The sequence below is a fragment of the Neobacillus vireti genome, assembly GCF_036962465.1.
Classification (GTDB): Bacteria; Bacillota; Bacilli; order Bacillales; family Cytobacillaceae; genus Neobacillus; species Neobacillus vireti_B.
In genome coordinates this window covers 1-14,336 of sequence record NZ_JBALNF010000026.1, presented here as the reverse complement: position 1 = coordinate 14,336, position 14,336 = coordinate 1, and the positions used below count along the sequence as shown (strand labels likewise).

Genomic DNA, 14,336 nt, shown 5'->3' with positions numbered 1-14,336 from the left:
TAAATCATTTACTCTTCCAATCTTACAAATTACTTGCTAAGTTGATCTTCTGTGTAATATCCGCCATCAACTAATATTGATTTGTAGTTTGATTTATCAACTGATACCGGTTGTAAAAGGTAAGCAGGAACTACTTTTACCCCATTGTTATACGATTTTGTATCGTTAACAGGGACTTTTTTACCCTCTAGTTCAGCTTGAACCATTTTTACTGTTTGCTTTGCTAATGCACGAGTATCTTTATAAACTGTTTCAGTTTGTTGACCTGAAATAATTGACTTAACAGAAGCTAATTCAGCGTCTTGACCAGTAATAATAGGAAGCGGTTTTGAAGCGGTTCCATAACCAACACCTTTTAATGAAGACAAGATGCCGATACTAATACCATCATATGGAGATAAAACAGCGTCTACTTTCTCATTTGTATAGTGAGCACTTAACAAGTTGTCCATACGAGATTGTGCTGTCGCACCATCCCAACGAAGAGTTGCACCTTGCTCGAATTTAGTTTGGCCGCTCTGTACTACTAGTTTTCCAGATTTAATATATGGTTTTAATACAGACATCGCACCATTCCAGAAGAAGTATGCATTGTTATCATCTGGTGATCCACCAAACAATTCAATATTGAATGGGCCTTTGCCTTGTTTTAATCCCAGTTTGTCTTCAATATACGTACCTTGTAGAACACCCACTTTGAAATTATCAAATGTAGCATAGTAGTCTACATATTTGCTTTTCTTAATTAATCGGTCATAAGCAATAACTTTGATCTTTTGTTTATGTGCTTCATCAAGAACCTTTGTTAACGCTTCCCCATCAATAGAACCGATTACCAAAACGTTTACACCTTTCGTGATCATGTTTTCAATTTGAGAAACTTGATTTTCCACAACGTCTTCTGCATACTGTAAATCAACTTTATATCCTTGCTTTTCAAATTCCTTCTTCATGAAATTACCATCTTTAATCCATCGTTCTGATGATTTTGTTGGCATTGCGATCCCAACATAACCCTTGTCGCCCTTTCCACTGCTTGTGCTGCTACAAGCAGCCAGAGAAAATACCATTACAATAAGTAATGCTACAGAAATAATTCTTTTCATAATGATCCCCTTTCATGCCTCTCATTTTTATCTCAATACCTTTTTATGAGTATTAGAGTTTAGAAAATCAAAAAGAATACGCTTTCACTTATGTTGAAAAAAATTTTTAAAAAAAATTCATTGTGCGTAATACTAACATTTAAAACTTGTATCCAATCACATTCTTCTATTGCTCAAGCGCTTTGAGTAAAATTTCTCCCCTTCGTCGATTGAAACACCCCTTCTTTTCGCTCTTAATCATTTAAACTTCTATACTTGAAGTCTCTTATATTGTAACCGGCAGAATATTCAAAGTATTTACAGTATTAATTAATAATTTATACTTTTTTGACATTGTTTTAGGAAATGTGCACATCGACACAAATAGAAAAGCGTCCCTGCCTTTGCAGGAACGCGATCCTTTACTTATATACTACCTTCATTAAATCCCTGAAATTTTTCCTACTTAATAAGGCCGGTTAAAAAAGCCCCATCTGGCATCCTTTTTTGTAAATATTCCTTCCTCTGTTATGTTTTTAACTGGAAGTTCTTTTCCATCAAAATGATCAATTATAGCTTTCATCATATAGGGTCCTAAAAGTGGATTGCATTCAACTGTTACATTCAGCTTTCCAGTGTGCAAATAATTAAAAGCTTCTTTTGTTGCATCCACTGAAATAACTAGAATATCTTTTCCTGGCTTCTTGCCATAAGCCTCAATTGCTTCTATTGCACCAAGCGCCATGTCATCGTTATGAGCAAAGACAACATTAATTTTATTTCCAAACTTTTTTAAAAACTCATTCATCACAGTCTTGCCTTCTTCTTTCGTAAAATTTGCTGACTTGGAGGCAATAATATGATAACTAATAGAATATCGGAATAATTCTCCCTCAAATCCTTTCTTCCTGTTAACCGCCGGGGAGGAATTAGCCGTCCCTTCCAATTCTACAATATTGATATCTTTTTTGACTCCCTTTGTATCATCAAGTAACCATCTTGCTGCCCTTTTGCCTTCCTCCTCAAAATCTGACCCGATGGATGTAAGCCATAAAGAATTATCTTTTAGATCCAGATCTCTATCCACCAGAATAACTGGTATTTCCGCATCCTTTGCCTCTTTTAAAATCTCCTCATAACCAGTCTGAACAATTGGAGAAAAAGCGATAACATCCACTTTTTCCTTGATAAACCCACGAATAATACTAATTTGGTCTTTAATACTTTGGTTAGCGCTTTTAAATTTCAGGTCAATGCCATAGCTCCGGGCGGCATCTTTTATGGAAGCAGTATTAGCCAATCTCCAACTGCTTTCTTTTCCTACTTGTACAAACGCGAGTACTATGTGTTTTTTACTTTTAAGCTGCTTAGTAAAACTTGATTTATTTTTTACATTTAACACATATTGATCCACATTTTCATGCGTAATAGTATTCACTCGTAAAATAATTTTTTTGGGAATATTGGCCTTTCCCTGCAAAATATCCATCGCATATTGAATGGATTCCTTCCCACCTGTTTTATATGCAAACGTCCCTGCCAGGACACCTTTCTTTACAAGATCAAAACCTCCATTTTTCCCTTCAAGACCATCCGCCCCTATTACCTTGACTCCTTGTATATCGTACTTTTGTAATGCTTTATATGCACCTAAAGCCATAGCGTCGCTTTGTGCAACAATAATGTTGATATGAGGATTTTTCCTTAATAATGCAGTTACTTTATCTTCAGCTTCATCTTTTTGCCAATTGGCAACCAGAGTATCTTCAACGTGAAGGTTTGGATATTTTTTAATAATGTTATTAAAACCTTGACTTCTTTCCCGAACTGGGGAAGAACCTTTCGGACCTTGAATCTCTATGATATTCCCTTGTTTTGTACCTAGCATATCACTTACCAGTTGGCCTGCGTTTCTGCCAATAGCTTGATTGTCCGGACCAATAAATAGTGTATAATCATAACCATCAATTGCTCTTCCCAAAACAATTACTGGTATTTTCTTATGAACGTTTGCTATAAGAGGCGTTAAACTATTTGTATCATTTGTTGATACAATCAAGAGGTCTATTCCATAACCGATTAATTTGTTAATATCTTTCTTTTGTTTATCAATACTTTGTGCTGCATCCGTATATATGACTTGAAGCCTTTTATGCTTCTGTGCCTCTTTTCTAATTTCTTCATTCATCTGGACTCGCCAAGGTTCGGTTAAATTTGACTGTGAAACACCGATCACATAGGGAGTACCTTGATTTTTTTCGTGATCACGATTAACAAAAAATAAATAAATGAGTCCCGCTAAAATAACCAATGTAACAAAAAGTGTAAGGACCCAAAACCTAGTGATACTTTTCACCTTTTAATCCTCACCCCTTCGTGTAGGCAGAAGGAGATACCCCAATAATCTTTTTAAATGCGGTACTAAAATAATGCTGGGTACTATATCCAACCATTTCAGCAACCTCATACATTTTATAAGCTGGATTCCCCATATAATTAATGGCATTTCCAATCCTCACCATTGTTAAAAAGTCGATAAAAGAAGAACCTAGCTCCTCTTTCAGCAGCCTAGTAAGATACGATGGACTTACATTTACCTCTTTGGCCACTTCATGAAGGGTCAGATCTTGTCTATAATAATTTTTTTCAATATATTTTTTCGCTAATAATACAACAGGAGAAATTTTAGATTGGGAGTTGATCTCTTCACTTACTTCTTGGTATAGCTCAGGCATATTTTGATTATGAGTAACGGCTCTTTTTGCAAAAACGATATTCTTACCTGTATGCTTCTCAAACAACTCGTCAAGCTTTGGTCCTAATGAATCGATTTGATCCATTTGATAACTTGGGATAAAAGCGATAATTTTTTTATTATCATCATTAAAAACGATAATCGAATCACTATTTGATAGAATATCCTCTATGAAATTATGTAAAGTAAAGTACAGTAAGTTCTGATCCCATGTTTCCGCAATTTTCCCCTCTGCAAATTTATACAATGGCTTCGCCGCAAAAATCCAAGTATCATTTAATTCCAGGTTAAGGAAAGAAATATGTTCTTGAATCTCCTTTCCGGTTAACTTCCCCTTCATCCAGTCGCTACAAAAGGTTTGCCTTAATAAATGGACATTTTTATCGAATTTATCATTAACCCAATTGATATAATGACTTTTCTCTGCCCTTTCTTTAAGAAGCTCCACTGCACTTGCTACTGTATTTCTTAACTCATCTGTATTTACAGGTTTTAACAAATAGTCGAAAACACCCAATTGGAGCGCTTTCTGAGCATACGAAAATTCATCATAGCCACTAATGACAATCACGAGGCTTGAGGGTAATTCGCTATTCAACTTTTCAACTAATTCCAATCCGTTAAGAAATGGCATATTTATATCTAGGAATAGAATATCCGGTTGTAATTGTTTCGCTTTTTCAAAAGCCAGTTCGCCGTCTTCAGCTTCCCCAACGATTTTAATATTCCACTCATCCCAATCTAATGATTTTTTGAGACCTCTTAGAATTTTCGGTTCATCGTCTGCAATTAAAAGTTTGATCATGCCATTAGCCCCCTGACTATAAACTAACTGTTCGCACTTTCCCTTAAGATTGGGTGCTTTATTTCTACTTTTGTCCCCTGTCCTTCCACACTCTCAATTAGTAAACCGTAATCGTTTCCAAAAGTAAGTTTTATCCTTTCGTTTACATTTAACATCCCATATCCTTCTGATTTCTTCCCAATAACCCCTTGCTCTCTTAGAAGTTCATTCAATTTGTCCATTTGATCCTGCTTCATTCCTAACCCATTATCTACCACGCTTAAATAAAGATAGTTTTCGTTTACTTTGGCAGAAATCAAAATTTTTCCTTTACCACGTTTCGTTTTAATCGCATGGTAAATAGAATTTTCAACTAAGGGTTGTAAAATCAGCTTAAGAACAAAAAGATCTTTTGCGCAATCTTCCACATCTATTTCATAATCAAATTTATCTTCATATCTAGTCATTTGGATAATCAAATAACTTTTTACGTGTTCAATCTCTTGAGCTACCCTGATACTCTCTTTTCCCTTGCTTAAACCGATTCGAAAAAGATTAGTTAGCGCATCGATTACTGCCATAATATCTCTAGCTTCATATTCTTGTGCCATCCATTTTATTGTATCGAGTGTATTGTAAAGGAAATGCGGCTTGATTTGTTCCTGTAGTACTTTTAACTCGGCTTCTCTTTTTCTTCTTTCAATTAGATTTATGACGTTCATTAGATTTTTGATGGATGAAATCATACTATTAAAACTGTTACCTAATTGCTTAATTTCATCATCATTTTTGCTTTCAAATTTTACATCCAAATCCCCATGCTCCGCCTTCTTCATTAGTGATCTAAGTTTTACTAGGGGTTTTGTAATAGAAGACGTAAAAAAAGCTGCTGCAAAGATAGCAAAAATAGATACAACCACGGCAATCAAAACAGCTATCCATTTCACCTTTTGAATAAAGAGAAAAGTTTCATTAATAGAAAAGACACCCACTATTACCCATTTGGTATAGGGTGAATGATCGTACATCATCTGATAATCCGTATTATTAATACGTTTTATAACACTGCCAGATCCTGAGGGGTCAAACCATTTACCATTTATCCGATAAACAATCGGATTTACCGGACTGTAAACTATTTGTGAATGATCGTCCATAACGTAAACAAAACCATTTGACCCAAAACCCATGTTCTCAATTTCACTTTTGATTGCATCAAGCTTCCAATCTATTACAATAACACCCAAAACTTTTCCTGTCTTTTCATCAGTAACTGCTTTAGTTAAAGAAAGTACTTCATCAGTAGCATAATTTGTAATTGTTGTTATATTTCGACCTATTGGCATACTGTCCAAATGGAACGTATTAGGAGAAGCAGCGGCTTTTTTATACCAAGATTCATTTGTTAAAGGATCTCTTGAAATTCTGCTCATCTCATTACTAATTAAGTTATCATCCTTATTTACTATTAAAATTCCAGCAATATCAGGTTTTGAAACCGTATACAAATAAAGCTGTTTTTTTAGCTTTTCTTCCAACGCTGAGTTCATATTATTTTGAAAGAAACTCTTAGAATCGTCATTTTCGCTAATGAATTTAGTTATATCTTCTAGTTCGTTTATATGTAGTTCAATATTATTTCTTACTGCTGTTATTGCACTCAACGTATGGGAATTTGCCTGATCCTCCACTACTTTAGTAAATTGATGCACCGACAAAATAGTTAAAATCATCACAGACATTCCGATAATCAAAATAAAAATGCATATTAACTTAAAATAAAGTGATCTATTTTTAAATACTCGATCTATGATTTTCATTTGCTCCCTTTTTTTAAACTACTTAACAAAATCAGTTTTGTGTTTCTATGTAATTTCTATTATAGCATTTTGAATTGTTTTACAACTCATTGGTCAATGATAATTTAAAGAAATAGAGCGACTCAGTTATGTGGCACAAGAAATGAAAAAAGAGGCTTCTCAAAAGTTTGTTCAACTTATGAGAGGCCTCTGAAAATTTGCTGATTGCCAGCGCCAAAGTAGTTATGTTTCTACACTTCTCTTATTCGTAAGAATAGTGTTTTTATTTACTTCCGGCTATTCAATTCTTTCTACTTTATTGACTAAGCTTACTTGTCTATTTTATTAAAGATACGGAAAACTCTCCAAGTGTATTTGCTCCCCATTTGAGAGAAAATCGATCACCTTCTGCAGCAGGCCCAACTCCCTCAGGCGTTCCTGTAAAAATGATATCTCCTTTCCCAAGACCAAAATGTAATGCGCTAAAATCAATAATGGTTTGTAAATCAAAAATCATATTTTGAATATTCCCTCGCTGTACTTGTCCACCATTCTTCCAGAGAGAAAAATCAAATTGCCTGCATTTTTCGATATTCAGGAACTCAATAAAGGGAGTTAATACAGCAGAGTTTGGAAAGCCTTTTGCAAGCAGCCATGGGTATCCTTTTTTCTTCAACTCGCTTTGCACATCCCTTAGTGTAAAATCAATCCCAAGCGCCATACGATCAACAAGTTCGTCAACTTTCATTCCCTTTTCATAGGACTTTGCAATATGTACAACCAATTCTACTTCATAATGAATAGACCCATGGTCACCCGGCAGATTAATCTCTTGTCCGCATGTCTCCACCAAAGCGTGCGTCGGCTTAGAGAATAAAAAAGGCGATGTTGGAATATCATTATTCAATTCCTTTGCATGTGATACATAGTTCCTGCCTACACAATAGATATTTCGAATGTTTTCCATATAAAAAACCCTTTCTACTAGATTTCATCAAAATGGTAAGTTATCCTCATCATTCCAGCGATCAGAACCAATTGTTGTGTCTTGCTTTTTGACGTTTCTTTTTAATTCTTCACTGAGAACAGGTTTAACTGTTAGCACCCTATTGAATTTCTCCTCATATAGCTCACGAATCCATACTTTTACAGGAGCTTTCCATTGCTGATTAGGTGCAGGGATATTTTTAATTAAACCCTTTGGTGTCATCCCCAACTCCTTAGCCATTTGTATATCAGTCTCATTCAAACGGCACAGTTTTTTAGCTTCTTCCCAAGCTTGTGAGTTCCTTTTTGCTACCATCACCATATCCTCCTTTTTTACGATAATTGTGGAAGATATTCTGCTATATTAACTTCATGTATAATATCCTTTTGTCCGTCCAGATTTCAGTCCCCACAACATTTCTTAAATTTCTTCCCGCTTCCACATGGACAAGGATCATTTCTGCCAACCTTTTGACGGGTTTGGAGACTAATGACCTCTCCTTTTTTATTGGGCAAAGGCAGTAATGCCTTCTTTTCATGCGCGGATAGCTCTTCTGATGTATATCCCTTTAAATACCATTCCCTCGTATTATTCATAAGAAGAACAACGGCATCCACCATTCTTTGCACAGCTTCTAAGCTATCGAATGTCAGTTGCGTCTGTAAATATTGAATAAGCTCGCTAGGTTGATTACCCAATTTCACCTGCATAATACAATCTTCTACAAGCTCCATCGCCTCTTGTTTTGACATCCGATACTCTTGCGTAAGTAGCGATAAAAGTTGAGAAAAACCTTTTGGACGCTCCACATAGTCTGTTTCACCTGCTTCAAGGAGCTGTTTCTTCGAGAATGGATAGTAGTCAAGATTCTTTCTAGATGCCTGCTCCTCTAAAATAACTAAAGAGTCTAGCACTTCCCAGTAAGAATAGCCATACTTGTCAATGTAAGTTTCTTGGTAGTATTCCATCGCATCAAAAATAACATAATTGAAGGCAAGGTAATCTGGGTTAATAGGCGTATATTTCTCAACTAAATTCACTAACTCGTCATGAGGCACAGTTCCATAATAATAGAGTAAACCTCGGGTTATCTTTATCCATTCCGTATTCCGCTTAACATCTGATAATATTGTTTCGTCACGTACAATTTCCCCTAGGGAAGACAATAATTCTAAAGGAATCATGACGATTGGACTGCCATTCTGAAAACCAGTAAACATAAAACCAGTTTTATAGAAATACTCCATTTCCTCGATTCCTATATTCTTTGCGCTAATCACTCCATTATTGGCTATGATATCCTTTATTAAAAATAATCGTCGCTCATCGAACTGACTGATAATATTTCTAATAAGCGAAGGGATTGCGTCTGCCAAATATTGAATTAAGTCCCCCTTTTTCAAGGAGCTTTTATTTTTGATTTGCAGCTTTTTCCGGATGTCTTGAAGATTAGCAACTTTTAATGCTGATAGCCCTTCCTTTAATGAAGCTATTCCTGTGATTTGATTCTTGTTTTTATTTACTGCCATTTTATTCCCCTTTCACATAGAGTCCACCCCTGACAACATCAATCAACGGCAACTCCTTACTAGCCATCTTCTTCTTTTATATTTTTTTCCATTGTATCACGCATGTGCTTAAATTAAACAAATGGAGCTGGGCTGACCACTCTAAAAGGAACTTTCTTATTCCTCCAAGAAAACTTTTATATATATAAAAAGAAGCTTCCCACAGGTTTGATCAACTCATTAGAAGCCTCGATTAAAATCTCTATTTAACCTACCGTAAACGAAAGGCATGAAAAAAAGGCTTCTCAAAAATTGGGACGACTAGATGTGAGGGCTATCGAACAGCTTTTCAGTTTAATTTTCTTCATTTGACCAAAGAATAATGAGAAACCCCAATACATGGAGGATGATCACATGAATCAATTTTTAGACCTGCCTGCCCTGCTCATCCTCGACGTTCAAAACGGCTTTGATGACCCTTTTTGGGGAGAACGGAACAATCACGATGCGGAGCAAAACATGGCAAGATTGCAAAAAGAATGGAGGAAGAGAAAAGGACACATTATTTACACCAAGCATCTATCCTTGCTGCCCGACTCTCCCCTGCATTATAAAAACAAACATGGTACAGAATTTAAAGATCTCGTAAAGCCATTTTCAAATGAAATGGTGTACACAAAAAATGTCAACAGTGGATTCATTGGTACTGAATTAGAAACCTATCTCAAAGCAAATCAAATCGTTTCGGTCGTGATTACAGGCTTGTCTACTCAGCATTGTGTATCAACCACTACCCGGATGAGTGCCAACCTTGGATACCAAACGTTTTTAGTGGAAGATGCCATTGCGGCTTTTGGTATTACAGACCATAAAGGGGTTTATCACGATGCAGCCTCCATTCAGGAACATGAGTTAGCGATGCTGCAAAAAGAATTTGCAACGATTGTAACGACTGACGAAATTCTGAATGAGCTCGGCCAATTAAAAGTCTAAAGCGCAGGGTGGTCAATTCCTGCGCTGTTTATTTTTCTTGCTTCAAAAATCTCAGGATCCGATGATAAGGACATTTTGATAATGAAGTATCATCATCTCGCAAAAAATATTGTCTCCACTCAAAGTTATCTCCGGCACCGTAACTGTTCAAGTCCGGGTGGATAGGGGCATCATCGTAGTTGGCCAGTCTTTTCCGGACACTAGCTTTAATGTTTCGCGCAAACCCCTCCTTCTTATTAAATTCCTGCAGGACCCATCGAGGAGTGATGGCCAGCATCATTACTTCAAAATGCCGGCTTTGGCGGTTAACATGGGCAGGAGTTGCACAATACATAAAGTATTTTTCCCTATTAAAACAAAACTCCCAAATTGGATTGTGAGGATCCATTGGCATGTCAGCAGGCCATTCAGTGGAGTCGATTGCCGTCAAGCCGCTGAGTTGTTTCCAAAATAACTGCTCATAATCCTCCACTGTATAGGTATCCCTGAGATCCTCAGGTGTTTGATAGAAAATAATTAGCGAGGTGTAGGAACCGAAATTTCTAGATTCACTAGTGAACTGACTCAGTAGTTCTGCTAACTCATATAATGTGTCATTTTTCCGCGGGTCTCCAATAAACCCGTAACGTAATTGGTTCTTTGAAAAGCCAATTGTTGCCGGAATACACGGGAAAGGCTGGTTTTTATCACTCATTTTTGCAGAAAATTTCTCTAGTGCCGTTCGTTCCCAATCGTTTAGCAATTTCCGATGTGAGGGAGCATCCCTATATAATTCTCTCACGTTGTTGTTCACCTCCAGTTGTTTCATCAATATATTCAACGGCCTATACAAGGGAGAGATGTCCATGGACAAATGGGCAGCCCTCTTAGAATAGTAAAAATCCCCTTTGATGGTATGCTCCATATTAACCAACAAGCGATGGGGGCCTTTGCCGTAGCAGAACAATTAGGCTTATCACTGGGTATAAAAGAAATCGTCGCCCTTGCATTCCCGGTTGTCCATGAAAAAACCATGCATCAATTACTTCTGCAAGAATACATGTTAGAGATGGCACCAATCTCCATCCTCTACAAACAAAACACTTAAAATTCACTAAAAAGGTGTCAGGCACCATTCGAAGTTTGTCAGGTGCATTTAGGCGGGAGGGGAGTATGTTGAAAGTATTAAATAGTGGAATCCGTTTTTTTCTGAAGGCTCATGAAGTATCCGTTGTCGAATATCCGAGAAATACGAAGATGCTGCTGGGGAGTCTTTTAGGAGCCATTGCAGCCATTTTACAGTCTGCTGGGTTAATAGGCGGTTTCGGTTATGTGTTTAGCATGATGGCTACTGGGCCTATCGTGCTGTCTACTGTAATCTCTGTTCAGTTTGGCCTGCTTACCTATGTAGTGACCGCCATCTTACTGCTGATTATTCAGCCCTCGGAGGTTTTAGTCTTTCTGTTTACAACCGGACTATTAGGGGTTGCATTAGGACTGGGATTTAAATGGTCCAGACGGAAAATTTCCGTTACCTTGACGGGAGGTCTGGCATTATCAGCAGGAATCCTGTTGCTGCTCCTTATTTTCCACTTTCCGGTACTGGGTCCATCCTTTTCAAGAGATGTTAACGCTACAACTATCCTCGCTATAGAAGGTTTCAGTATCGTATATAGTTGGATTTGGATGAGCGTTAGCATTGCTGGCATAAGACAAATCAATAAAAGAGTAATGAGTAAGATTCTACTTGAAAAGAGTGAATCCAATTAGACTCTCCCAGTGGCCGGTGAGGACACCGTAATGAAGAAACAACCAGAAATGTTTATCTGCATGTAACCCCAAAAATGAAAAAAGGGCTTCTCATAAATTTGCACATCTAATGAGAAGCCTCTAATCAGGCAAGAATTGTTAGCATTTCACTTTATCTTTCTTCAGAATCTTATATATCAAGGGGTTGATCACTATTACATCATGCCGACCATTCATTTTCGATATATAATAGAAAGAAATTGTGTATTAAAAAAGGCCTTAAATCAACATTTTTTAATTTTCCATTCCCTTAAATGCGAAAGCAATCATCTCTTAAGAAAGAAAATAGTAGCTCCTATTTTATTTTAGGAACTACTATTAATTCACTTAATCCTTTAGGTCTCAGAACGTTTCCTTCTAAGTTATATACCTTTAACTGTTGGAAATTTTTTTATACATGTTTTTTTATGACTCTAATTTTCCGAGTAACGATTCTATGGTTATAAGTTCAAGACCCTGGAATATGCAACTCTAAAAAATCCAAGTCCTAATCCAGGAATTAAAGACAACATTGGAAGCCAAATAGGACCAAATGATATTCCTAAAATGATTTTTGGCGAATACATGAGACCTATTGTGACAAAATTTGCTCCAAACGCAAATGAAAAAAACGATAAGCGATGATTTTCCCCTTCCACTATTTGTAGGCACCATACATAGCAAACAAATAAACACAAGGAAAAAACATAAGCCATTGGTAATCCACTGCTGCAGCTTCTTTTATTTTGCCAAGAAAACGCGGAAGCCAAGTCCAGCAAGCATGGTTAATCATTCCCAAATTGTCTTTTGTTTATTAAAAACGGAACCGGCTTTATTGTAATAGATTTTCCAAATAATGCTTATTATGAAGAATACTTGGATGTTCAGGAAGGTATTGCCGGGCGATCTCGTTATGTGCATAGGCTAGTGCGTGGTTTCCTATTTGTGAGTAACAAACGCATAATTGTAAATGCGGCAGCCAAGTCCAGCAAGCATGGTTAATCATCCCCAAATTGTCTGTGGGCTTTTCGAGTTGGGTGGCTAGTTTGTACCAAAAAAGAGCTTGATAGGGGTGATTATTATGAAGGAATCTGTACCCTAATCTGCAGCAAAAATCAGCCCGAGGTGAGTCGTATTTAAAAGATTTTAATATATAATGAAGCTCGTTTTCATGTTCACCTTTTGCATAATAACAATCGGCAAGCCTGCCACATGCAGAAATGTAATCTTCTACCCACCCATTATTTGTTGCTAAAAATTGTTTATAGTACTTGATAGCATCCTCAAGCTTATCGTGTTCAAACAGTTCGTTTGCATAGTAAAATAAGTCTCTGGGAGAGAATTTTTCTCCGCGTTTTAGACGGTTTTCATAGATACGGAGATTACGGTCAGAGTCGTGATGTATGCTGCAATGAGTAACAGCAACCTCGCTGTGTAGAATATTTCCCCAAACTTCCAAGTACTCGTGCACCGCCCCATACCATTGGAAGTTATTTTTCCTTTTTACAAGACGATTACGCCGCAGGCTCGTAATGACTTTTCCTTTTTCATCTATGTTCAGATTATAATGCATGGTGACTGAATCAATAGTAGGGTCAAGTGTCTCCTTCAACTTTGAAAATTTTCTGCAATCATCTTCCATTAAAACATCATCCGCATCTAACCAAAAAATGTAATCCATTTTGGCGTTTTTAAAAGCGAAATTACGGGCCGCAGCAAAGTCTTCAATCCATTGGAAGTCGAGAATATGATCCGTATATTGAGATACAATTTCTTTTGTTTTATCTGTTGAACCTGTGTCTACTATAATGATTTCATCTACAAGGTCTTTTATCGAATCAAGACATCTTGCGATAGTGTCCTCTTCATTTTTTACAATCATGCAAAGACTAATTGTAATCATGTTTAATCAGCTCCTTTAACCCCACGATTTTTCTATTTTTAAGTTACGGAAAAAGACAAATTATGGTGTGTACAATCTTGGTAATTGGTTATATAAAAAAATCAATTGCGCCCTCAATTTCATGCTGTACATAAAATTGAGGGGCGATTGATTGAAAGTTGTTCGGATATACAAATTTTTGAATTCCTTTAGTGCCCTGTGAACCACAAGTTTTTTCTCCAAATGTTACTCCCTGTCCTCCTGGAACACTTGGCGCAAGCTTTGTACAAATTCACACTCATTTTATGAGGGTTCCTTATCCATTCAAAACTAATTTAATTTTTTAATTACAATAGAAGCGTTTACGTTTGTTTGTGTGCCTCCAGCTAAAGTTTGAAGGGTAACTGCTGCAGAAGAACTATGATTTCGAAGGGTAAGAACATCTCCCGCTGCTATAGCGATTATAGCCTGACCGTTGTTTTGCTGAGTTCCGGCCCCTGAACCATAGACGGTACCTGCAACAGGTGCACCATTTAAAAATAGTGAGAATTGGTTTGGTTCTACACCTGACACGGAGAAAGTAACCTCGTAGTCTCCAGGAGTGGTAACTAAAATTTGAGAGGTTCCAGGGGCATGCGTAATTCCAGGTGTAATTATTCCATTTGAATCAAAAATGACATCAGCCTCTATAGGCACAACCTGAGCTCCGAGATTGTAAATATAACCGTATTGGGATAATCCTCCTGTTGCTCCTGCTGCTCCTGTTGCTCCTGTT

At 36.9% G+C, this 14,336-nt stretch carries 13 protein-coding genes; 3 read left to right on the top strand and 10 right to left on the bottom strand.

The features are described from left to right. Positions 1-29 precede the first annotated feature (29 nt). From chvE to V7077_RS11920, 7 genes are all read right to left on the bottom strand, one after another. Positions 30-1,106, bottom strand: coding sequence for a multiple monosaccharide ABC transporter substrate-binding protein (gene chvE, locus V7077_RS11950; protein WP_335501735.1), 1,077 nt, complete (start codon positions 1,104-1,106; stop codon positions 30-32). Between the two features lie 445 nt (positions 1,107-1,551). Then, positions 1,552-3,441, bottom strand: a complete 1,890-nt coding sequence (locus V7077_RS11945; RefSeq protein ID WP_335501732.1) for a substrate-binding domain-containing protein — start codon at positions 3,439-3,441, stop codon at positions 1,552-1,554. A gap of 10 nt (positions 3,442-3,451) precedes the next feature. Next, positions 3,452-4,645 carry a response regulator transcription factor gene (locus V7077_RS11940; protein WP_335501730.1) on the bottom strand — a complete coding sequence of 398 codons (1,194 nt, stop codon included), beginning with the start codon at positions 4,643-4,645 and terminating at the stop codon, positions 3,452-3,454. 23 nt (positions 4,646-4,668) lie between these two features. Next, positions 4,669-6,444, bottom strand: coding sequence for a cache domain-containing sensor histidine kinase (locus tag V7077_RS11935; RefSeq protein ID WP_335501728.1), 1,776 nt, complete (start codon positions 6,442-6,444; stop codon positions 4,669-4,671). A 316-nt stretch (positions 6,445-6,760) separates the two neighbouring features. Next, a complete protein-coding gene (locus V7077_RS11930) occupies positions 6,761-7,390 on the bottom strand; it encodes a fumarylacetoacetate hydrolase family protein (RefSeq protein WP_335501727.1) in 630 nt (209 codons plus the stop codon). Positions 7,391-7,417: 27 nt separating this feature from the next. Beyond that, positions 7,418-7,726, bottom strand: coding sequence for a hypothetical protein (locus tag V7077_RS11925; RefSeq protein ID WP_335501726.1), 309 nt, complete (start codon positions 7,724-7,726; stop codon positions 7,418-7,420). Positions 7,727-7,812: 86 nt separating this feature from the next. Then, a complete protein-coding gene (locus V7077_RS11920; protein ID WP_335501724.1) occupies positions 7,813-8,940 on the bottom strand; it encodes a YecA family protein in 1,128 nt (375 codons plus the stop codon). Positions 8,941-9,333: 393 nt separating this feature from the next. Between V7077_RS11920 and V7077_RS11915 the strand changes: the two genes are divergently transcribed. Continuing rightward, positions 9,334-9,912 carry a cysteine hydrolase family protein gene (locus V7077_RS11915; protein ID WP_335501722.1) on the top strand — a complete coding sequence of 193 codons (579 nt, stop codon included), beginning with the start codon at positions 9,334-9,336 and terminating at the stop codon, positions 9,910-9,912. Between the two features lie 28 nt (positions 9,913-9,940). Here the strand turns inward: V7077_RS11915 and V7077_RS11910 are convergent, their stop codons facing one another. Next, positions 9,941-10,693 carry a YqcI/YcgG family protein gene (locus V7077_RS11910; RefSeq protein ID WP_335501719.1) on the bottom strand — a complete coding sequence of 251 codons (753 nt, stop codon included), beginning with the start codon at positions 10,691-10,693 and terminating at the stop codon, positions 9,941-9,943. A gap of 72 nt (positions 10,694-10,765) precedes the next feature. On the opposite strand from V7077_RS11910, the gene V7077_RS11905 reads away from it, so the two are divergent. Next, the gene (locus V7077_RS11905; protein ID WP_335501718.1) at positions 10,766-10,999 is read left to right on the top strand and encodes a hypothetical protein; all 234 of its coding nucleotides are present in this window, start codon (positions 10,766-10,768) and stop codon (positions 10,997-10,999) included. A 65-nt stretch (positions 11,000-11,064) separates the two neighbouring features. Then, on the top strand, positions 11,065-11,661 hold the full coding sequence (locus V7077_RS11900; RefSeq protein WP_335501715.1) for a hypothetical protein: 597 nt from the start codon (positions 11,065-11,067) through the stop codon (positions 11,659-11,661). Between the two features lie 850 nt (positions 11,662-12,511). Here V7077_RS11900 and V7077_RS11895 read toward each other — a convergent pair. Both V7077_RS11895 and V7077_RS11890 read right to left on the bottom strand, forming a co-directional pair. Then, the gene (locus V7077_RS11895) at positions 12,512-13,582 is read right to left on the bottom strand and encodes a tetratricopeptide repeat-containing glycosyltransferase family 2 protein (RefSeq protein WP_335501713.1); all 1,071 of its coding nucleotides are present in this window, start codon (positions 13,580-13,582) and stop codon (positions 12,512-12,514) included. Positions 13,583-13,891: 309 nt separating this feature from the next. Further along, the coding region (locus tag V7077_RS11890) for a BclA C-terminal domain-containing protein (protein ID WP_335501711.1) at positions 13,892-14,336 on the bottom strand (445 nt) is incomplete at its 5' end.